The organism is Streptomyces sp. NPDC021096 (assembly GCF_040641275.1).
Lineage (GTDB): Bacteria > Actinomycetota > Actinomycetes > Streptomycetales > Streptomycetaceae > Streptomyces.
This window is the reverse complement of sequence record NZ_JBFADG010000001.1, coordinates 24,568-43,785: the sequence shown is the minus strand read 5'-3', so window position 1 is coordinate 43,785 and position 19,218 is coordinate 24,568. Positions and strand designations below refer to the sequence as shown.

General features: G+C 73.3%; 18 protein-coding genes. 10 read left to right on the top strand and 8 right to left on the bottom strand.

What is annotated here, in order from left to right; translation table 11 throughout:
- Positions 1–22: 22 nt before the first annotated feature.
- On the bottom strand, positions 23–1,234 hold the full coding sequence (ilvA, locus tag AB0G59_RS00205; RefSeq protein ID WP_360906413.1) for a threonine ammonia-lyase: 1,212 nt from the start codon (positions 1,232–1,234) through the stop codon (positions 23–25).
- A gap of 256 nt (positions 1,235–1,490) precedes the next feature.
- Between ilvA and AB0G59_RS00200 the strand changes: the two genes are divergently transcribed.
- Complete coding sequence (locus AB0G59_RS00200; RefSeq protein WP_177337451.1) at positions 1,491–1,994, top strand: MarR family transcriptional regulator; 504 nt, start codon at positions 1,491–1,493, stop codon at positions 1,992–1,994.
- Between the two features lie 145 nt (positions 1,995–2,139).
- Here AB0G59_RS00200 and AB0G59_RS00195 read toward each other — a convergent pair whose 3' ends face one another.
- A complete protein-coding gene (locus AB0G59_RS00195; protein WP_360906411.1) occupies positions 2,140–3,285 on the bottom strand; it encodes a cystathionine gamma-synthase in 1,146 nt (381 codons plus the stop codon).
- Between the two features lie 125 nt (positions 3,286–3,410).
- Between AB0G59_RS00195 and AB0G59_RS00190 the strand changes: the two genes are divergently transcribed.
- The 4 genes from AB0G59_RS00190 (at position 3,411) to msrA (ending at position 8,018) form a co-directional block, all read left to right on the top strand.
- Positions 3,411–4,505 (top strand): hypothetical protein, encoded by a 1,095-nt coding sequence (locus tag AB0G59_RS00190; RefSeq protein WP_360906409.1) that lies wholly within the window; start codon positions 3,411–3,413, stop codon positions 4,503–4,505.
- A 147-nt stretch (positions 4,506–4,652) separates the two neighbouring features.
- Positions 4,653–6,182: a M48 family metalloprotease gene (locus AB0G59_RS00185; protein ID WP_360906407.1), complete on the top strand. Its 1,530-nt coding sequence runs from the start codon at positions 4,653–4,655 to the stop codon at positions 6,180–6,182.
- 42 nt (positions 6,183–6,224) lie between these two features.
- A complete protein-coding gene (locus AB0G59_RS00180) occupies positions 6,225–7,283 on the top strand; it encodes a hypothetical protein (RefSeq protein WP_360906405.1) in 1,059 nt (352 codons plus the stop codon).
- An 87-nt stretch (positions 7,284–7,370) separates the two neighbouring features.
- On the top strand, positions 7,371–8,018 hold the full coding sequence (gene msrA, locus AB0G59_RS00175) for a peptide-methionine (S)-S-oxide reductase MsrA (RefSeq protein ID WP_360906403.1): 648 nt from the start codon (positions 7,371–7,373) through the stop codon (positions 8,016–8,018).
- Positions 8,019–8,024: 6 nt separating this feature from the next.
- Here the strand turns inward: msrA and AB0G59_RS00170 are convergent, their stop codons facing one another.
- Positions 8,025–8,441, bottom strand: a complete 417-nt coding sequence (locus AB0G59_RS00170) for a nuclear transport factor 2 family protein (RefSeq protein ID WP_360906401.1) — start codon at positions 8,439–8,441, stop codon at positions 8,025–8,027.
- 109 nt (positions 8,442–8,550) lie between these two features.
- Between AB0G59_RS00170 and AB0G59_RS00165 the strand changes: the two genes are divergently transcribed.
- From AB0G59_RS00165 to AB0G59_RS00155, 3 genes are read left to right on the top strand one after another with little or no spacing between them, the layout of a single operon-like run.
- Positions 8,551–9,444 carry a LysR family transcriptional regulator gene (locus tag AB0G59_RS00165; protein ID WP_360906399.1) on the top strand — a complete coding sequence of 298 codons (894 nt, stop codon included), beginning with the start codon at positions 8,551–8,553 and terminating at the stop codon, positions 9,442–9,444.
- A gap of 12 nt (positions 9,445–9,456) precedes the next feature.
- Positions 9,457–10,146 carry a hypothetical protein gene (locus tag AB0G59_RS00160; RefSeq protein ID WP_360906397.1) on the top strand — a complete coding sequence of 230 codons (690 nt, stop codon included), beginning with the start codon at positions 9,457–9,459 and terminating at the stop codon, positions 10,144–10,146.
- Positions 10,143–11,492 carry a nucleotidyl transferase AbiEii/AbiGii toxin family protein gene (locus AB0G59_RS00155; RefSeq protein ID WP_360906395.1) on the top strand — a complete coding sequence of 450 codons (1,350 nt, stop codon included), beginning with the start codon at positions 10,143–10,145 and terminating at the stop codon, positions 11,490–11,492. Before AB0G59_RS00160 ends, AB0G59_RS00155 begins: the two co-directional genes overlap by 4 nt.
- A 5-nt stretch (positions 11,493–11,497) precedes the next feature.
- Here AB0G59_RS00155 and AB0G59_RS00150 read toward each other — a convergent pair whose 3' ends face one another.
- Complete coding sequence (locus tag AB0G59_RS00150; RefSeq protein ID WP_360906393.1) at positions 11,498–12,067, bottom strand: class I SAM-dependent methyltransferase; 570 nt, start codon at positions 12,065–12,067, stop codon at positions 11,498–11,500.
- A gap of 55 nt (positions 12,068–12,122) precedes the next feature.
- On the opposite strand from AB0G59_RS00150, the gene AB0G59_RS00145 reads away from it, so the two are divergent.
- Positions 12,123–12,908 carry a helix-turn-helix transcriptional regulator gene (locus AB0G59_RS00145; RefSeq protein ID WP_360906391.1) on the top strand — a complete coding sequence of 262 codons (786 nt, stop codon included), beginning with the start codon at positions 12,123–12,125 and terminating at the stop codon, positions 12,906–12,908.
- Positions 12,909–12,933: 25 nt separating this feature from the next.
- On the opposite strand, the gene AB0G59_RS00140 is transcribed toward AB0G59_RS00145, so the two are convergent.
- Both AB0G59_RS00140 and AB0G59_RS00135 read right to left on the bottom strand, forming a co-directional pair.
- The gene (locus AB0G59_RS00140) at positions 12,934–14,157 is read right to left on the bottom strand and encodes a DUF2786 domain-containing protein (protein ID WP_360906389.1); all 1,224 of its coding nucleotides are present in this window, start codon (positions 14,155–14,157) and stop codon (positions 12,934–12,936) included.
- A gap of 149 nt (positions 14,158–14,306) precedes the next feature.
- On the bottom strand, positions 14,307–15,581 hold the full coding sequence (locus AB0G59_RS00135) for an Ig-like domain-containing protein (RefSeq protein ID WP_360906388.1): 1,275 nt from the start codon (positions 15,579–15,581) through the stop codon (positions 14,307–14,309).
- Between the two features lie 319 nt (positions 15,582–15,900).
- On the opposite strand from AB0G59_RS00135, the gene AB0G59_RS00130 reads away from it, so the two are divergent.
- Positions 15,901–16,191, top strand: coding sequence for a hypothetical protein (locus AB0G59_RS00130; protein ID WP_177337470.1), 291 nt, complete (start codon positions 15,901–15,903; stop codon positions 16,189–16,191).
- Positions 16,192–16,195: 4 nt separating this feature from the next.
- On the opposite strand, the gene hutH is transcribed toward AB0G59_RS00130, so the two are convergent.
- Both hutH and AB0G59_RS00120 read right to left on the bottom strand, forming a co-directional pair.
- On the bottom strand, positions 16,196–17,740 hold the full coding sequence (gene hutH, locus AB0G59_RS00125) for a histidine ammonia-lyase (RefSeq protein WP_360906386.1): 1,545 nt from the start codon (positions 17,738–17,740) through the stop codon (positions 16,196–16,198).
- A gap of 233 nt (positions 17,741–17,973) precedes the next feature.
- A complete protein-coding gene (locus tag AB0G59_RS00120) occupies positions 17,974–19,146 on the bottom strand; it encodes a sensor domain-containing diguanylate cyclase (protein ID WP_360907514.1) in 1,173 nt (390 codons plus the stop codon).
- Between the last annotated feature and the right edge of the window lie 72 nt (positions 19,147–19,218).

Genomic DNA, 19,218 nt, shown 5'->3' with positions numbered 1-19,218 from the left:
GCCGCGAACCCGCCCCCGGATATCAGGACATCACCGGATAGCCCGCCGCCCGCAGCGCCTGCGTCACCTGGGCGCAGTGCTCCGGCCCCGACGTCTCCAGGTGCAGCTCGACCTCCGCCTCCGTCAGGCCCAGCCGCGGATCGGTCCGTACGTGGCTGATGTCCACGACGTTGGCGTCGGCGTCGGACAGCACCGCGAGCAGGGCCGCCAGCGCCCCCGGACGGTCCGTCAGCGGCAGCCGCAGCGACAGGTACCGGCCCGCCGCCGCCATGCCGTGGCGCAGCACGCGCTGCAGCAGCAGCGGGTCCACGTTGCCGCCGGACAGGACGGCCACGACCGGGCCCTCGAACGCCGTGGGATCGGCCAGCAGCGCCGCCACCGGGCTCGCCCCGGCCGGCTCCACCACGAGCTTCGCCCGCTCCAGGCAGAGCAGCAGCGCGGCCGCCAGCTCGTCCTCGGTGACGGTACGGACCTCGTCCACGAGCTCCTCGACGATCCGGAACGGCACCTCGCCGGGGCGCCCCACCCGGATGCCGTCCGCCATCGTCACCGGGGCGTCCAGCGACACCGGGTGCCCGGCGGCCAGCGACGGCGGGTACGCGGCGGCGCCGGCCGCCTGCACGCCCACGATCCGCACGTCCGGCCGCAGCCCCTTGACGGCCACCGCGATCCCCGCCACCAGCCCGCCCCCGCCCATGCCCGCCACGACGGTCGCCGCCTCGGGGCACTGCTGCAGGATCTCCAGGCCCACCGTGCCCTGGCCCGCGACGATGTCGGGGTGGTCGAAGGGGTGGATGAAGACGGCACCGGTCCGCTCGGCGTGCTCGCGCGCGGCGGCGAGCGCCTCGTCCAGGGCCTGTCCGCCCAGCCGGACTTCGGCGCCGTAGCCGCGCGTGGCGGCCACCTTCGGCAGCGGGGAGCCCTCCGGCATGAACACCGTCGCCCGCACGCCCAGCAGCGAGGCCGCCAGCGCCACCCCCTGGGCGTGGTTGCCGGAGCTGGCCGCGACCACGCCGGCCGCCCGCTCCCGCGGCGACAGGCCGGCGATCCGCACGTAGGCGCCGCGCAGCTTGAAGGAACCGGTCCGCTGCAGGTTCTCGCACTTGAGGTGGACCGGGGCGCCCACCAGAGCGGACAGATGGCGGCTGCTCTCCAGGGCGGTGGTCACGGACACTCCGGACAACGTCCGCCGCGCACGGCGCACATCGCCGGGAGAGACGAGGCGTGCGGCCATGAGCCAAGTATCCTGCGCGACCGGCCCCGGGGCCGTCGGTCCGGGCCGGCCCACGGGCCCTCGATCAGCCCCTCACCTGGGGCTTTGCCACGGTTTTCGCCCGGTCCCGCAGCGTCGTCGACATGAGCCGCATACATACATACCGACCGGTTTGCGGAGCACTGGTACGAGCACGCCCCGGGCCGCGTACTCTGTCCCCCATTCTGAGCAGTTCACGTCCGTTCCCCTGCCCGCCGTACGAAGTGAGCCCCAGGCCATGCCCACCCATCAGGACATGACGACCGACCTCGCACCCGGTGTCCTCGACGCCCTCCAGCACCAGGTGGCCGTCTTCGCCCGCCGCGCCGAGCAGACCCGGCTCGGTGGCGTAGGCCGGGTCCACAACTCCATGGACCGCGCCGCCTACCTGCTGCTCAACCGCCTCGACCAGGAAGGCCCGATGGGGGTCAAGGCCCTCGCCGCGGGCATGGGAATCGACTCCTCGACCGTCACCCGCCAGGTGGCGCCGCTGGTCGACACCGGCCTGGTCAAGCGCACCTCGCACCCGGAGGACGGCCGCGCCGTCGTCCTGCAGCTCTCGCCGCGCGGCAAGGCGCGGCTGGAGGAGGTGCGCGCCTCGCGCCGCGAGCTGATGGCGCTGGTGACGGAGGGCTGGACGGAGAACGAGCGCGAGGTGTTCTGCACCCTGCTCACCCGCTTCAACGGAGCCCTCTCCGACATCCACTTCACCCAGCCGACCCAGGTGCCGCCCGCTTCCTGAGCGGGCGCGACCGGTCGCCGGGACACGGGACCGGCCCGGGCCCGGGCCGCCGCCGGGGGGCGGCCGGCTCGTGGCCCCGCGCCGGTCGCCTGGGCGCGACCGGTCGACCTGGGTCGACCGGTCAGGGGTGAAACGTTCCCGCCGTCTAGCCCAGCGCCTGGGTCAGGTCGGCCAGCAGGTCGTCCGCCGACTCGATGCCGACCGAGGCGCGCACCAGGTCCGCCGGGACCTCCAGCGCGGAACCGGCCACCGAGGCGTGCGTCATCCGGCCCGGGTGCTCGATCAGCGACTCGACGCCGCCCAGCGACTCGCCGAGGGTGAACAGCTTCGCGCGGTTGCAGACCTCGACCGCCGCCTGCTCGCCGCCCGCGACGCGGAAGGACACCATGCCGCCGAAGGCGCGCATCTGCTTGGCCGCGACCTCGTGCAGCGGGTGCTCGGGCAGACCCGGGTAGTAGACCTGCGTCACCTTCGGGTGGGCGACCAGCATCTCCACCACGCGCTCGGCGTTGGCGGTGTGGCGGTCCATGCGCACGGCCAGGGTCTTGATGCCGCGCAGCGTCAGCCAGGAGTCGAAGGGGCCGGCGACGGCGCCCATCGCGTTCTGGTGGTAGGCCAGTTCCTCGCCGAGGCCGGCGTCGGAGGTGATCAGCGCGCCGCCGACGACGTCGGAGTGGCCGCCCATGTACTTGGTGGTGGAGTGGACGACGACGTCCGCGCCCAGCGCCAGCGGCTGCTGGAGGTAGGGGCTGGCGAAGGTGTTGTCCACGACCAGCTTGGCGCCGGCCTCGTGGGCGACGCCCGCGACGGCGGCGATGTCGGTGATGCCGAGCAGCGGGTTGGACGGGGTCTCGACCCAGACGGCCTTCGTCTCGGGCCGGATGGCGGCGCGCACGGCCTCCGGGCTGGAGGTGTCGGCGACCGACCACTCCACGCCCCAGCGGCCGACGACCTTGGCGAAGAGCCGGAACGTACCGCCGTAGGCGTCGTTCGGGATGACCACGTGGTCGCCCGGCGCCAGCAGCGTGCGCAGCAGGCAGTCCTCGGCCGCCAGGCCGGAGGCGAAGGCCAGGCCCCGGACGCCGCCCTCGAGGGCCGCCAGGTTCTCTTCCAGGGCGGTACGGGTGGGATTGGCGCTACGGCTGTACTCGTAGCCGCCGCGCAGGCCGCCGACGCCGTCCTGCTTGTAGGTGGAGACTTGGTAGATGGGCGGCACGACGGCCCCGGTCAGCGGGTCCGCCTCCTGCCCGGCGTGGATGGCGAGGGTCTCGAAGCTGTGCTGGTCGCTCATTTACCCGAGCGTAGTACCCGTTCCCCCGAACGCTCCTGTTCACTTGTAACCGGCGGATGAACGATCCGCCGCTTTGTGGCGTTGTACCGACGTCGATCCTCGTTTCTCAGCTCTCGGGACACCTCATGGAGTTTCTGCTCATCCTGCTCGCCCTCGTCGTGATCTGCGGCGTCGTGGTGGTACCGGCGCTGCGCCGCCGCCGCCGCGCGGAGCAGGACGCCCTGCTGGGTGCCGGCGCGGCCGTCGACCCGGTGGGCGCCCACGGCTTCGTACCCCCCGGGCAGCTGGACGTACGGCTCCCGGGCCCCGACCCGGAGCTGCTGGCCGCCGTCGAGGAGGCCCGCCGCACCCAGGACTGGAAGCCCGCCTCCGAGCTGCTGGCCCGTACCCCCGCGGCCGACGCGCCCGAGCTGCGCTGGCAGCGCGTGCAGACCCTCGCCGGGGCCGCCGTGCGCGAGCTGGCCGAGACGCCGGGCACGGGCGGGATGTGGCTGCGGCACTGGCGCGTGGTGGCCCCCAAGGACGCGGGCGGCGCGGCGGTCCAGGCCGAGTTCCTGGTCCAGCAGGCGCTGCGCGACCCGTCCTCGCAGGACTTCCGGATGATCCTGGAGGAGGCCCGCACGGTCTGTGCCGAGGCGGCCTTGCTGGCGCCGGGCGACCCCGTGCCGTACATCGTCGAGCTGGGCGTGGCGCGGGGCCTGAACGCGAGCGAGGCGGAGTTCCAGTCCGTGTGGGAGACGGTGGTGGCCCGCGCCCCGCAGCACATGGGCGCGCACCTGGCCGCGCTGCGGTACTGGAGCGCGAAGTGGCACGGCTCGCAGGAGCAGGCGGACGCCTTCGCCCAGCGGGCGGCGGCCGGCGCGGCAGAGGGCAGCCTGCTGCCGGCGCTGCCGCTGTTCGCCGTCCACGACCACCTGCCCGACGTACAGCTGGTGCGCGGCCTGTTCCAGAGCGTGGTGGTCAGCCAGGCGATCGAGGCCGCCCAGTTCGCGGTGGCGGGCGCCCCGGAGAACCACCCCGTGCTGCCGCACGTGCGCCATCTGCTGGCGTGGTTCCTGGTCCGGGCCGAGCGCCACGGCGAGGCCCTGGAGCAGCTGCGCAAGGTCGACGGCCACATCGGCGCGGTGCCGTGGACGTACGAGCAGGACCCGGTGGCGGCGTACACCGCGTACCGGGCGATGGCCGTGGCGGGCTTCGAGGCGGGGCGGCACTCCGCCTAGCGGCCGACGCCGGGCGGGGGCGCCGGGCGGGGGCGCCGGGCGGATGGCCAGGCGGAGCCCTGGGCGAAATCCGGTCGAACAGCGCCGGAATCACACATATGATCCCCCTACTCTGTCTACCGATGCTTTAGTGGGGGATTTCGCCCGGTGGGCACCTCTTTGCGCGCCCTGCGGGCCTTCGCCCTGCTGGCCGGCTTCCATCTCCTCACGCTCGGCATCCCCTTCGTCCGGGGCGCCCTCACGCCCGGCGGACCGGGCCACTCCGACATCGCCGGACTGCCCGTCACCGACGCCGAGCAGCCCGAGCTGTGGCGGACCGTCCGCTCGTTGGCCGAGCGCGTCGGCACCCGGGCGCCCGACGCCGTCCTCCTCACCGGGGACGCGAACGCGGGCGTCTGCGAGGACACCCGCCTGCTCGGCCTGCTGCCCGGCCCGCGCAGCCTCTGCATCGGCGTACCGCTGCTGACCGGGCTCACCGAGCCGCAGCTGCACGCCGTGCTCGCCCACGAGCTCGCCCACTACGGCAATGCCGACACCCGGCTCGCGGGCATCACCCACCGCGGTCGCGACAGCGTGCTGCGGACCGTGAAGGCCTTCCAGGAGCGGGAGCGCAAGCGGATCGACAAGGAGCGTTCCCGGCAGGAGAAGGCCGCCGCCAAGGCGATCGCGAAGGGGCGTGAGGCCAAGGAGGTGAACACCGGCCGGGCCGGGTTCACCCACCGCATGATGGCCAGGCCCTTCGTCGCGTACGCCCGCGTCTGTCTGCGTGCCACCCACGGCGCCGGCCGGGCGCAGGAGCTCGCCGCCGACCGGACGGCGGCGCGGATCGCCGGACGGGACGCCACGGCCTCGGCGCTGCGCGAGACCGCCGCCCTCGACGCGGCCCACGACTTCTACATGAGCCGCTACGCGACGATGGGCGTCCCGGCGGGCCTCCTCCCGCCGCCCGGCGAGGTCTTCGGCGGCCTGCGCCGGCTGCTGGCCGCCCCCGGGCGCCAGGAGAACCTGGCGGAGCTGCGCGGCGAACCACCGGCCGGGGAGACCTCCCCGTACGACACCCACCCGTCGCCGGCCGACCGGGTCCGCCTGATCGAGGCGCTGCCCGACGACGGCCGCGCGGCCGCCCCGGCACGGCCCGCGCTCGCGCTGCTGCGCGACGCCGACCGGGTCCTGAGGGAGCTGGAGAGCGCCGTCCTCACGCCCGAGGCCCTGGCCCTGGAGCGGGCGGACTGGCCGGAGCTGACGCACCGGAGCATGCACGCGCTGACTGTGGAGGAGGCGCGTGCGCTACGGGAGGCGCTGACGGCGACACCAGGGGCCGGGGCTTCGAGCGCCACGGCGGACCTGACGGCGTTCCTCGACGCCGTCGACGCCGGCCGGCTGTGGCAGATCGCCGACCGCCTGCCCAAGTCACCGGAGGCCGCCCGGGCCACGGGCCGCGCCGCCCGGGAGTTCCTGCGCCCCGCGCTGCACTGCGGGCTGTACAACCTGACCGAACTGGCCCTGGCCGAGACGGCGGGAGCCCGCTGGGAGCTGTCCTGGTCGGAGCCCGCACGGCTCCTGCTGCCGACGGGTGCGGGGACCGACGAGGCGGTGGCGGCGGCGGTACGGCCGGCCGTCGGCGACGTACCCGACACGGCACCGCTGCGCGAGCTGCTGAGCACCACGACTGTTTAATTCCCCTCTTCTTCCTATCTCTCGATCGGATCACTTCCCCACATGCTGCTGGCCATCATCGTCATAGCCGTGTCCGTCTTCCTCTGGATCAGGAAGAGACGGCGCGAGGTCGCGCCGTCCGCCGCCCGGCTGGCCGCGGCCGGCTGGCTGCCGCCGGAGCGGCAGAACACGGAGCGGTCCTTCGCGGACCCCGAGGCCGACGCCATCGAGGCGGCCCTCGCCCGGGGCGACTGGCAGCCCGCCGCGCAGGCGCTCGACGCCACGGGCGCCGACTGGGAGCGGCGCTCCGCGCTGGTCGGGATCATCGCCCATGCCGCGGCCAAGGACGACGCCTGGCTCCGGGCCTGGGAGGCCGCGCGCCCCGACGACCCGGGCGCGGCGGTCGTCAAGGCGGAGGCGAAGGTGATCGTGGCGTGGGACGTCCGGGGCACGGCCTGGGCCCAGGACACCACGGCCGAGCAGTTCGCGGGCTTCCACCGGATGCTGCGCGAGGCCCGGGAGGACTTCGACCGCGCCATCGCTCTGGCCGCGCCGGACGACCCCACCCCGTACGCCTCCCGGATCCCGCTGGAGAAGGGCACGGGGGCGTCGCACGAGACGATGCGGGAGCTGTGGGCCGAGATCACCGCCCGTGCCCCGTACCTCTTCGACGCCCACGCGAGCGCGCTCTTGTACTGGTACCCGAGGTGGCGCGGCTCGGAGGAGCTGGTCCGCGAGTTCGCGTGGGGCGCGGCGCGCACGGCCCCGCCCGGCAATCTGATGACGATGCTCCCGCTGATGCATTGGCACGATCACCTCGACGAGGACGCCCCGGAGGTCGCGTTCCGCTCGGTGGACCTCACGGCCATGGTCGACGCCGCCCTGATCGACGTGGCGGCGTGCCGGCCGGACCACCCCCGGCTGGCGGGCGCGCGTCACCTGCTGGCGTACATCCTGACGAAGCAGGAGCGGTACGCGGAGGCCGTGGAGCAGTTCCGGCGGGTGGACGGTTATGTGTCGGCCGTGCCGTGGACGTACTACCCCAGCAAGCAGGCGGAGGCCTTCTGCCTGTACCGCGACGCGGCGATCATCGGCTCGGGCGCTCTCCGGACCGGCCGCTGACCGCCTGACCGGCCGGGCCTGGAATCCCCGGCCCCGGCCGTACGTTCTTGTCCAAGGACCACTGGAGCCGAGGAGAGCGAGAACCGGATGTTCCCGAACCGCCTGCCCACCCCCGAGCAGGCCCTCAAGGGCCGCCCCGAGCCGGAGTTCCCCCTCCAGGAGCGCCACACGGTCCTGGGCACCCCGCTGGCCGCCCCCTACCCCGAGGGCCTGGCGGTGGCGGACTTCGGGCTGGGCTGCTTCTGGGGCGCCGAGCGCAAGTTCTGGCAGGCGGAGGGCGTGTGGACGACCCTGGTCGGCTACCAGGGCGGCCACACCCCGCACCCCGCCTACGACGAGGTCTGCAGCGGCCTGACGGGCCACACGGAAGCGGTCCGCGTCGTCTTCGACCCGTCGCTCACCTCGTACGAGTCCCTGCTCAAGCTCTTCTGGGAGTCCCACGACCCCACCCAGGGCTTCCGCCAAGGCAACGACCGCGGCACCCAGTACCGCTCCGCGATCTACACCCACTCCCCCGATCACCAGACCACGGCGGAGGCCTCCCGAGAGGCGTACCAGTCCGTCCTGAAGGGCTCGGGCTACGGCACCATCACCACAGAGATCCTCCCGGCGGGGCCGTTCTACTACGCGGAGGCGTACCACCAGCAGTACTTGGAGAAGAACCCTGCGGGGTACTGCGGGATCGGGGGGACCGGCGTGAGCTGCCCCGTAGGGATCGCAACGGCCGACGGCTGAGCCCCTTCAGCCCCGGTAGGCGCGGGCCAGAGCAAGGGAGTCCTCGTAGATGCGGTAGGCGGTGATGTGCCCGTCGCGGACCGTGAAGCGCATGACGAACTCGTCGTCGTAGACCGCGCCGGTGGCGTGCATGCGGAAGACGAACCGGCCGTTCGCCAGGACCTGGTCCGCCCCGAGCGGTGCCATCCCGTAGAGCTCGAAGTCCTTGCGCTCTCCGGCGCCGGCGAGCATGGGGAACCACTCGCGCATCGCCGTGTGCCCGGTGCGCCGTCCTGCCCAGGGGACCAGCGCGGCGTCGCCGGGGACGAGCCACTCGACCTCCGGGGCGAGCAGGGCGAACACCGCGTCCATGTCGCCCTGGCCGAGTGCCTCGAAGTACGCCTCGACGGTGTGGAGTGCGGTGGGCCGGGTGGAGGTGGTCACGGGTCCTCGTTTCGTTGTCGGGCGACTGCTTGACGTGATCCACCCTGCCCACGCACTGTTCTGCCTGCAAGGCAGTCTTAGGCAGATGCTGTCTGCCCAGGAGGCATACATGGAGCTCAGGGTCCTCGGCTACGTCGTCGCCGTCGCCGAAACCGGTACGCTCGTCGCCGCCGCCGAGCGTCTGCACCTCACCCAGCCGACGCTCAGCCGCCAGCTGCGCGACCTCGAACGCCGGCTGGGCACCCCGCTGTTCCGCCGCGAGGGTCGTCGCATGACCCCCACCGCGGCGGGCGAAGCGCTGCTCGCCCGTGCCCGGGTGATGCTCGCCGAGGCCCGGGCCGCGCAGGAGGACGTGCGGCTGGCCGCGCAGGGGCTGCGCGGGCGGCTGACCATCACCTTCGCCGGGTCCGGGATCAACGGCCCGCTCGGTGCCGCCCTGCGCACCGTCCGCGAGACGCTCCCCGACGTCGAGCTGTGCCTGGTGGAGAGCTTCGACGACGCCCGGATGTCCGCCGAAGTGCTCGAAGGCCGCTGCGACCTCGCCGTGCAGCGGCTGCCCGCGCAGGACGAACGGCTCGCCGTGCGCGAGTGGTGGCGCGAGCCCCTCACGCTCTTCCTTCCCGCCGCGCACCCGTTGGCCGAGGGCGACGGTGAACTGCCGCTCACCGCCCTGGGCGACGTGCCCCTGGTGCTGTGGCCGCGGGAAGCCTCGCCGCTGTCGTACGACGAGATCGCCGCCCTGTGCCGGCAGGCGGGGGTCGTCCCGCGGATCGCCGCCGAGGCCCGTACGGTGCAGACGCTCCTGGCGCTGGCCGCCGCCGGCTTCGGCGCCGCCGTGCTCGCCGACTCCTACCGGGTGCTGCACCGCACCGGCGTCACCCCGCGCCCGCTCGCCGGGGCCACCACCTCCAACTTCCTGGTCTGGCGCCGCAATACGGCCAACCCGCTGGTGACCCGCTTCCGTGAACTGATCCGCCAGGCGGGGCCGGCCGTCCCACCCTGAGATCATCTACCGGTGACAGCTCGCACCACCGCCCCCGCCACCGCCCCCGCCCCCTTCGGCGGCGACTTCAGCGGCGACTTCGAAGCGCATGTGACCGTCCGCGCCCCCGGTCCGTCCGAGGTGGCCGCGCTCGAGCGGTACGCGGCCGCGCGGGGGGTGAAGTTCGCGCACATCGTGCTGGACCGTGGGCGGACGCCCAGCCAGCCGATGCTCACCCTGCGGGCGTCCGGGGAGCTGCCCGGCGTGCGGGCGGCGGTCGAGGGGGCCGTGCGGGAGGTGCGGGACGCCGGCTTCGAGGTCGTACGGGCGAAGGTCGAGGCGGCACCGTGGGCGGCGGGGGTGCCGGAGAGCGACGAGGCGGCCGTGGCGCTCGGGGCGCGGTACTACTTCGAGCACCACATCAAGCTGCTGCTGCCGCCCGGCACGGACGTCGCCGCGCTCGCGGAGCTCGCCTCCGGGCACTGCGCGCACCTGTCGCGCAACGCCCGCCGGGTGCGGGCGGACGGCCGCGCCGAGCGGTTCGTCACGCAGCGCTGCCGCATGGTGGGCCGCCGGACGGCGGGGGCGCGGCTGGACGCGCTGACGGCGGCGATAGGGGCGGCCGGGTACGAGATGGCGTCCGCCGAGCGCGAGTTCGTCGTGTACGACAGCGACGCGTCGCTCGACGCGGGCTGGATCAGCGAGGAGGGTACGGGGGAATGACGACGACACCGTGGGAGCGGTTCGGCTACGGGCCGTGGGACGACGCCATGGTCGTCCCGCAGACGCCGCCGACCGAGACAACCCGTGCGAAGCAGGACCTGCCGAGGACGCTGCGGCCCGTGCCCGGCGAGGGGGTGCGGCAGCGCCCCGCCTACGACCCGGCCGCCAACCACCACCGGATGGGCATGCGGCTGAGCGAGCCGCAGTTCACCGACACGGACAGGGGCCAGGCCTGGTACGCGGCCCGGCGGCACGCCCTGGACCTCGCCCTCGCGGCGGTCGCGGGCTCCGCGTGGGCCGGCCACCTGGTGCTGCGCGGCAGCATGCTGCTCAAGGCCTGGTTCGGGGACGCCGCGCGCGAGCCCGGCGATCTGGACTTCGTGGTCGTACCCGACACCTGGCAGCTGGAGGACGAGCGCACGGACGCGATGCTCGACGGCATCGCCCGCGCCGCCGAGGCGCTGTCGCGGGAGCCGGGCAGCCAGGTCCGCATCGACGCGGCGGGCGCGGTGAGCGACGAGATCTGGACGTACGACCGGGTGCCGGGCCGCCGCCTCGTGCTGCCCTGGTCGGCGGAGGCGGACGGCGTACCGCCGGGCACGGTCCAGCTGGACTTCGTCTTCAACGAGACCCTGCCGACCCCGGCGGTCCCCACGGAGATCGCCGGTCACCACGTGATGGCGGTGAGCCCGGAGCTCTCGCTCGTGTGGAAGATCCTCTGGCTGGTCACGGACCACCACCCCGAGGGCAAGGACCTGTACGACGCGGTGCTCCTCGCGGAGAGCGCCGAGGTCCCGTACGAGCTGCTGAAGCGGGTCCTCGTGGCGGCCGGGGAGTGCCCGGCGGAGGCGGAGATCCGTCTGAACTGGATCCTCCACGAGGCGGTCAACGCCGACTGGTTCGAGTTCCTCAAGGACCGCCCGGTGGTCCCGGACACGGGCGACGGCTGTCTGGCGCGGCTCGTCATCGCCCTCGCCCCGGCCTTCGCCGCCGCCGCCGAGGAGGCCGCCGCCGAGGACACCGCCCCGGACGCCGGCGCGTACGCGCACCTGGCCGCGGCCTTCGCCGGTACGACGGCCGTCGTGCGCGAGGAACACGAGGCGGGCGGCATGGCGGCCGTCGAGACGTGGTTCACGGACCACATGGTGCACAGTGCCTGCGCGGTCGTCGTCGTACGCGAGCTCCTCGGCCGCGAGGAGTGCACCCTGCGCGACGCCGCGGACGTGCTGGTGTCGTTCCGCCGCACGCGCTGGGGCGGCGAGGTCGAGCAGCCCTACGTCCGCGGGTGGCGCGGCGACCCCCACGAGGTGGCCGCACGGATCGAGGCGGCGGACACCGGTCCGTAGGGGCGCTAGCCGGCGGCGACCGCCTTGAACCGGAAGCTCCCCTCTCCGATCGTCACCTCGGCGTGCGCGAACCCCGCCCGCCGGAGCCGCTCCTCCAGCGTCTCCGGCGGCACCGGCACGCAGGTGTCGCCCAGGTGGATCAGCCGGAAGCCCCAACTGCTCAACGCGTCGCAGCCGGTGAAGAGGCCGCCCGGCCGCAGCACCCGGCACGCCTCCGCGAAGAGCGTGTCCTGGCGCCACACCGAGGGCACGTGGTGCAGCATCGTGAAGCAGGTGACGGAGTCGAAGCTCCCGTCGGACCACGGCAGGGCGGTGCCGTCCCCGTGGACGACCTCCGCGCGGTCGCCGAACTCGCGGCGCAGCCCCGCCACCGAGGCCTCGTCCACCTCGATGATGCTCAGGCGCTCCACCTTTCGCAGCAGCACGCGTGTCGTGGCCCCGTAGCCGGGGCCGATCTCCAGTGCCTCGGGCCCGAGGTCCACGTCCTCCAGGGCCCACGGCAGCAATTGGTCCTCGATCGCCCGTGCCCAGCGCTGGGAGCTGCACAGGCGGCGGTGAAGAAGGTTCATCGGCATGCGACGAGGCTAGGAACCGGGTACCGCTGTCGTATACGGGCCAGGAGGCCAACTCATGTCGCGAGAAGGACAGATCGAAGAAGGACAGATCGTCGCCCCCGCCGGCAGCGCCGTCGTCGTCGGCAGCTTCCCCCTCGACGGCGACGAGTGGTTCGGCGTCCACGAGCACGGGGCGCATCAGCTCGCCTGGGCGCAGCGCGGCGTGCTGGCCGTACGGGCCGCCGACCGCACCTGGGTGCTGCCCTCCACCGTCGCGCTGTGGATACCGGCGGGCGTCGCGCACGCCACGGGCGCGACCTCGGCCGCGCTGCTGCGCAGCCTGTACTTCTGGCCGGAGCGCTGCCCGCTGACCTGGGCCGAGCCCCAAGTCGTGCCCGTATCGGGTCTTTTGCGGGAGTTGATCGGGCATCTCGCCCAGGACGGCCTCGACGCCGCCGCGCGCCGCCGCGCCGAGGACGTCGTCCTCGACCAGCTCCACCCGGTGTCCGTGACGACCGTACGCGCCCCCTTGCCCGCCGACCCGCGCGCCCGGCGCGTGGCCCTGGCCCTGCGCGCGGACCCGGCGGACGACCGTTCCCTCGCGCAGTGGGGCGCGCTGGTGGGCGCGAGCGCCCGCACCCTGGCGCGGGCCTTCGCGACCGGTACGGGCATGCCGTTCGGGCAGTGGCGCACCCAGCTGCGGCTGGAGGCGGCGATGCCGATGCTGGCGGCGGGCGCGACGGTCTCCGCCGTGGCCCGCCGGGTGGGCTACGGCTCGCCGAGCGCCTTCGTCGCGGCCTTCCGCCGGGGCGTGGGCGTCCCGCCCGGCACGTACTTCGCCCGTCCGGACGCCCGCACCTGACCGGAAGGCGTCCCGGCGCGGCCCCTCACGCCCCCTTGCCGCCCGCGAGCCGGGCCGCGTCCGCGGCCTCCCTGCCGCGGGCCCAGCCCTCCGCGTCGCGCCCCTTGAGCCGGTGGGAGGTCGTCTCGGGGAACATCCGTCCGGCCGTCTCGCCGACCTCCACGTCCCGGGCGGCCAGCACCGGCAGCACCTCCGGGCGGGACTCCTCCGCCGCCACGTCCTGCACCGCCGCGGACAGCCGGTCGCTGATGCGCCCGGCATAGGCGATCAGGAAGGACTCCCGGAAGTCGCGCGTGCGGCGGGAGCGGCCGCGGGCGTGGTGCTCGTCGGCGGCGCGCCGCATCGCGGAGGTGGCCTGCACCAGCAGGGACGTGTACAGCAGCTCCACCAGCTCCAGGTCCGCCTCGAAGCCGACGACGGTGGAGAAGCCGTACTCGGCGGACCAGACCGCCTGGCAGTGGTTGGCCGCGGCCACCGCGTCCAGGAGCAGCGCCTTCGCGGACTCGTACGGGCCCTCGACCCCGATCCGGCAGGCGCCCGGCCCCTCCGAGGGCGTGCCGGAGCCCGCGGCCAGCAGAGCCTCGTCGATCGAGTGCCGCGCCATGAGCTCCTGCGCCTTCGCCGAGAGCGCCTCGGCCTCCTCCGGGAACTGCGTCGACTCCGCCTTGGCCAGCAGCGCGCGGATCCGCCCGAGCATGCGCGCCGGCACGGCCTCCGCCGGCGCCCGGACGGCCTGCACATGGCCGGTCCCCGGCAGCGGGCCCACGGCACCGATCCTGGGCAGCGCGTCCATCAGCCGCAGCGCGCCGAGGGCACACGCCGCCGTCTCGAACCGGCTCAGCCGCTCGCGCCCCGCGAAGCCGTCCAGGAAGGTGTCGTCGCCCTGCCACCATTCGCCCGCCCCGATGTCGGCCAGCTGCGCCGCCCACCGCGCGCCGAGCGTCTCCGGTGCGTAACGCCGCGCCTCCGCGGCGATCACGTCGACGACGAACCGCGACTCCACCGGGGTCAGTTCGCGCCGCGCCAGCCGTACGACGTCGGCGGGCTGCCACCCGTACTCCCAGCACCGCCGTGCGATGCCCGAGCCCACCCGCACCACGGCCCCGCTGACGGCCTCCCACCCTGCCGGGGCGGCGGCCACGACGGACGCGGCGGCGTAGACCGCGTCCTCGAGCGCGTCCCCGGGCACCGCCCGCAGGCCGCGCAGGGCGGCGGAGACGGTCTCCAGGGGCGGCTCGTTGTTCTGCACGTTCCGGGCTCTTTTCCTTCGAAGGAGGGGGAGACTCCATTTTCCCGTACGCCCCGGAACTGCACACTGCCCCCACCGGCCCCATGCGAAAGGGGCCCTCCCGGCGGATGTCCGCCGGGAGGGCCCCTTCACACGTCAGGGCCCGAGCCTCACGCGCCGGCCGCGCTGCCCGCGACCCACTGCTGCCAGTCCATGTTCCAGCCGTTGAGGCCGTTGTCCGGGGCGATGGTCTTGTCGTCGGAGTTCTTGACCTCGACCACGTCACCGATCATCGAGTTGGAGAAGAACCAGGAGCCCGAGGTGTTCGGGTCGTTCGCGCCCTGCTTGTCCTCCAGGCCGATGCAGCCGTGGCTGGTGTTGGAGACGCCGAAGATGCCGCTGCCCCAGTAGTTGCCGTGGATGAACGTGCCCGACGTGGACAGCCGCATGGCGTGCGGCACGTCCTTGATGTCGTACTCGCCCTTGCCGTCCTTCTTGGTGAAGCCGACGGTCGAGCCGTCCATGCGGGTCTCCTTGAACTTCTCGGAGATCACCATCTTGCCGTTGTACGTGGGGCTCGACGGGCTGCCCGCAGAGATCGGGATCGTCTTGATCGTCTGACCGTCGCGCACGACCGTCATCTGGTGGGTCTTGACGTCGACGGTGGAGACCTGGACTCGGCCGATCTTGAACTTGATCGTCTTCTTCTGGACGCCCTTGACGCCCGGGGCGCCCTCGACGCCGTCCAGGTCCATCTTCAGCGTGACCTCGGAGCCGGTCTTCCAGTAGTCCTGCGGACGGAAGTCCAGGCGCTGGTCGTTGAACCAGTGACCGACGACCTTCTGGCCGCTGCTGGAGGAGACCTCCAGGTGCGACTGGACGGCCTTGCGGTCCTTGATCGGCTTGTTGAAGGTCACCGACACGGGCATGCCGCCGCCGACCGTCGAGCCGTCCTCGGGGTTGAAGGAGCCGATGAAGCTGTTCTCCGGCGAGACCGTGGAGAAGGAGGAGTGCTCAGTGGCCTTGCGGCCCTTGTCGTCCTTGGCCTCGGCCACGACCTGGTACTTGGTCGAACGCTCGAGCTGCTTGTTCGGCTTCCAGGTCTTCTTGTCCGAAGATATTGAACCCTCGACGGGGGTGCCCTTGTCCGTCGTCATCTTGACGCTCACGAGCTCGCCGTCACTGACGGTGACGTTCACGGCGTCGGGCGTGATGCCCGCGTTGGTGGTGCCACCCTTGGGCGTGATCTTGATCTGCGCCTTGGAGGCATCCTTGGCGGCCGCGGCGTCGACCTGGCCCTGCGACTTGCCCTTGCTGTCACCCGTGCCCTTGGCGTCGTCACCGTCGCCACCGCACGCGGCCAGAGTCAGCACACCGCCGAGCACAGCGGCCGCGGCCACGAGGCCCTTGCGGCGCTTGCCGTACGTCATCACACGCTTCTCCATTGCTCCTGGACCCCGGAATCCCCGAGCCGAGCGTGGGGCTCGTGGGGTTGCACGCATCCCGGCTACTACTTAAAAGAACGCCTGCACCCTTTCTCCCGTTCCACACTTGGGGAAATTGTGGGGAAGGCCACGCCAGTAAAGACCCTCGGCCGACAGACGTCGCAACCGGGGTCTTGATTAAGGCCAGAAGCCCTGCTAGAAGGCCGGATCGCACCCATGGCTTCCCCCTGGGCCATCCGTATCACTAACATCGTGTCAGTCGGGACGCGCCGAAGCTCCACGACCCCCAATCTCCGTCACCGCAAGGGGGATTCATCCCGTGACCGCACGCCGCCCGCTGCTGACCGCCGTCGCCGCCGGCACGCTGTTGTGCGCGATGTGGTTCGTGCCGAGCGCCAACGCCTCCGCCGAGCACCCGACCCCGGCCCGCCCCGCACCCGCCGGGCAGCAGGCGCAACCGGCCAACAGTCCTGCCACCGCACAGCTGGCCCTCGCGGACAGCGGCAGCATCGACACCACCCCGTACCTCTTCGGCGGCGTGGCCTTCGTCGCCGCGGGCGGAGCACTGGTGACGACCGCTGTGCGCAGGTCGCGCACAGCGGCCCGATGACGGATCAGCCGAGCGGACCCGTCACCGCCTCCACCGTCCCGACGAGCTTCCCGGCCCGTACGAACGCGTCCGCCGCGGCCAGGTCGGGAGCCAGGAACCGGTCCTCGCCCGGACCCTCGACGCCCGCGGCACGCACGGCCTTCAGCACCGCCTGCGCGGCCGGGCCCGGCGTCATGCCCTCCCGCAGCTCGATGGCGCGCGTGGCGGCCACCAGCTCGACGGCGACGACCTTGCCGAGCGCGTCGACGGCCGTGCGCAGCTTGCGCGCCGCCGACCAGCCCATGGAGACGTGGTCCTCCTGCATCGCGGAGGACGGGATCGAGTCCACGGACGCCGGCACGGCGAGCCGCTTCATCTCGCTGACCAGGGCGGCCTGCGTGTACTGAGCGATCATCAGCCCGGAGTCGACGCCGGGGTCACCCGCCAGGAACGGCGGCAGGCCATGCGAACGGGCCTTGTCCAGCAGCCGGTCCGTACGGCGCTCGGCGATGGAAGCAAGGTCAGCGGCCGCGATAGCCAGGAAATCCAAGACATAAGCCACCGGCGCGCCATGGAAGTTACCGTTGGACTCCACGCGGCCGTCACGCAGCACGACCGGGTTGTCGACGGCGGCGGCCAGCTCGCGGTCGGCGACCAGCCGGGCATGGGCGAGCGTGTCCCGCCCGGCGCCCGCGACCTGCGGCGCACAGCGGATCGAATACGCGTCCTGCACCCGCGGCGCGTCGTCCTGGTGGTGCCCGGTGAGCCCGGAACCCTCGAGGACGGCCGCCATGTTGGCGGCGCTGACGCCCTGCCCGGGGTGCGGCCGGATGGTGTGCAGCTCGGGCGCGAGGACCTTCTCGGACCCCAGCAGCGCCTCGAGCGACAGCGCGGCGGTGACATCGGCGGACGTGATCAGCCGCGAGAGGTCGGCACAGGCCATGACCAGCATGCCGAGCATGCCGTCGGTGCCGTTGAGGAGCGCCAGCCCCTCCTTCTCGCGCAGCTCCAGGGGCTCGATGCGGTGCTCGGCGAGCAGCTGGGCGGCCGGGCGCACGACCCCGTCGGGCCCCTCGCAGTCCCCCTCGCCCATCAGCGCGAGCGCACAGTGCGACAGGGGGGCCAGGTCACCGGAGCACCCCAGCGAGCCGTACTCGTGCACCACGGGGGTGATGCCGGCGTTCAGGACGGCGGCCATGGTCTCCACGACCACGGGCCGTACGCCCGTATGCCCGGAGGCGAGGGTCTTCAGGCGCAGGAACATCAGCGCCCGCACCACCTCGCGCTCGACGCGCGGACCCATGCCGGCCGCGTGCGAGCGCACGATGTTGCGCTGGAGCTGGGCGCGCAGCTCGGGGCTGATGTGGCGCGTGGCGAGAGCGCCGAAGCCGGTAGAGACGCCGTAGACGGGGTCGGGCTTGGCGGCCAGGTCGTCGATGACCTGCCGCGCGGCGGCGACGGCGGCCAGCGCTTCCTCGGACACGACGACGCGCGCACTGTTGCGCGCCACGGCGATCACGTCTTCCGCAGTCGTCCCGGCCGTCCCCACCACCACAGTGTGCATATCCATATTCAGGCACCCTAGAGACTGAATCGCGACCTGTCACTAGTCGCCCGTGCAGCAGTTACAACACACATCGGAACGCCACCCTTCCGCGGTGGACGCCGACGGACGTGAGGGGCCGGGGCCGGGGCGGGACGGGCCCTGGCAGGGGCGTTGGGGGCCCCTCGCAGCGGTAGCTGGGGGAGTGATTTGCGGCGGCATAGGGGGCGCGCTCAACAGAGAACAGAACCCGCCGTAAATCATGCAGCCCCAGAAGGGCCCGTCCCGCCCCGGCCCCGGCCCCGCCCCCGGAACCGCCGCCGCTCCACGGCACCGACCCCCGGCGGAGCCGCCGGCGGAGGCCGATCCGCCATCCGCACCACAGGGTCCTCGCGCCCCCCGTCCCGCCCCGCCACCACCGCCCCGGAAGCCCGCAACCCCTTGGCCCGGTACTGCGCGGCATCCGCCAGCCGGAACAGCCGCCGGGCCGACCGCACCGGCCCGATCGGATCCCCCGTGGAAGCCACCCCGCACGCGACGCCCTCCCCCAGCTCCAGCGAGGCGGCCCGCCGGCACAGCTCGTCCGCGACCCGCACGACCTCGTCCGCGGCGGGCCCCACGGTCAGCAGGCAGAACTCGTCGCCGCCCAGCCGGGCGGCCAGCGCCCCCGGCAGCAGCGCCCCGCACAGCGACAGCACCGACCCGAAACGTTCCAGCAGACGGTCCCCCACCGCGTGCCCCAACGTGTCGTTGACGCGCTTGAGCCCGTTGAGGTCGCACACCACCAGGCTCACGACGACCCCGTCCAACTGGTGCCGTTCGACTGCCTCGTCGAGACGGGCGTCGACGGCGCGCCGGTTGGCGAGCCCGGTGAGCGGATCCGTGAAGGCGAGGCGGCGCACCTCTTCGAGCCGCTCGGTCTGCGCGATCCCCGAAGCGGTCACCGCAGCCAGAACGGTGGCGAACTCCGCGTCCCCGGCCTCGAACACCGGCGCCCCGACGGGCCGCGCCACGTAGAGCTCACCCCAGGCCCGCCCGTGCAACACGATGGGCGCGACGACACAACACCCGCGCCCCCGCCGCCGCAAAGCGGCAACGCGCTGATGACAGTAGGAACCGCCAGCACCCCCACCCGCACCCCCACCCCCACCCCCACCCCCACCCCCAGCGGTCTCCACCCAAGCCTGAGGCGCCCCACCCACCCAGTCCTCGTGCAGAAACGAGGCGATCTCAGGAAAGGCATGCACGGGATAGAACTCGGAACCGGGAAACCGTTCCTCCCCCGCCGCGAGCTCCCCCACGTTCACCAGGACCCGCAGCCGCCCGTGCTCGCGCTCCCAGACCGAGACGGCGGCGAACGACCCCCCGAGGGCACGCCGCGCCCCCTCCGCGGCGGCCTCGACGCTCTCGAGCGGGGTGTACGCGGCGGCCATCGCCTGCGCCAGTTCCACCACGGCGCGCAGGCGGTCGTCGCGCTCCCCGTCAGCAGCCACCCGAGCCTCGCA

Bases quoted from the DNA above. Each gene is read 5' to 3' on its own strand.
- AB0G59_RS00165 (WP_360906399.1), top strand. From the start codon at position 8,551: ATGGAGCTCAGGGTCCTCGGCTACGTCGTCGCCGTCGCCGAAACCGGT.
- AB0G59_RS00155 (WP_360906395.1), top strand. From the start codon at position 10,143: ATGACGACGACACCGTGGGAGCGGTTCGGCTACGGGCCGTGGGACGAC.
- AB0G59_RS00145 (WP_360906391.1), top strand. From the start codon at position 12,123: ATGTCGCGAGAAGGACAGATCGAAGAAGGACAGATCGTCGCCCCCGCC.
- AB0G59_RS00150 (WP_360906393.1), bottom strand. From the start codon at position 12,067: ATGCCGATGAACCTTCTTCACCGCCGCCTGTGCAGCTCCCAGCGCTGG.
- AB0G59_RS00180 (WP_360906405.1), top strand. From the start codon at position 6,225: ATGCTGCTGGCCATCATCGTCATAGCCGTGTCCGTCTTCCTCTGGATC.
- AB0G59_RS00190 (WP_360906409.1), top strand. From the start codon at position 3,411: ATGGAGTTTCTGCTCATCCTGCTCGCCCTCGTCGTGATCTGCGGCGTC.
- msrA (WP_360906403.1), top strand. From the start codon at position 7,371: ATGTTCCCGAACCGCCTGCCCACCCCCGAGCAGGCCCTCAAGGGCCGC.
- AB0G59_RS00200 (WP_177337451.1), top strand. From the start codon at position 1,491: ATGCCCACCCATCAGGACATGACGACCGACCTCGCACCCGGTGTCCTC.
- AB0G59_RS00120 (WP_360907514.1), bottom strand. From the start codon at position 19,146: ATGGCCGCCGCGTACACCCCGCTCGAGAGCGTCGAGGCCGCCGCGGAG.
- AB0G59_RS00195 (WP_360906411.1), bottom strand. From the start codon at position 3,285: ATGAGCGACCAGCACAGCTTCGAGACCCTCGCCATCCACGCCGGGCAG.
- AB0G59_RS00135 (WP_360906388.1), bottom strand. From the start codon at position 15,581: ATGGAGAAGCGTGTGATGACGTACGGCAAGCGCCGCAAGGGCCTCGTG.
- ilvA (WP_360906413.1), bottom strand. From the start codon at position 1,234: ATGGCCGCACGCCTCGTCTCTCCCGGCGATGTGCGCCGTGCGCGGCGG.
- hutH (WP_360906386.1), bottom strand. From the start codon at position 17,740: ATGGATATGCACACTGTGGTGGTGGGGACGGCCGGGACGACTGCGGAA.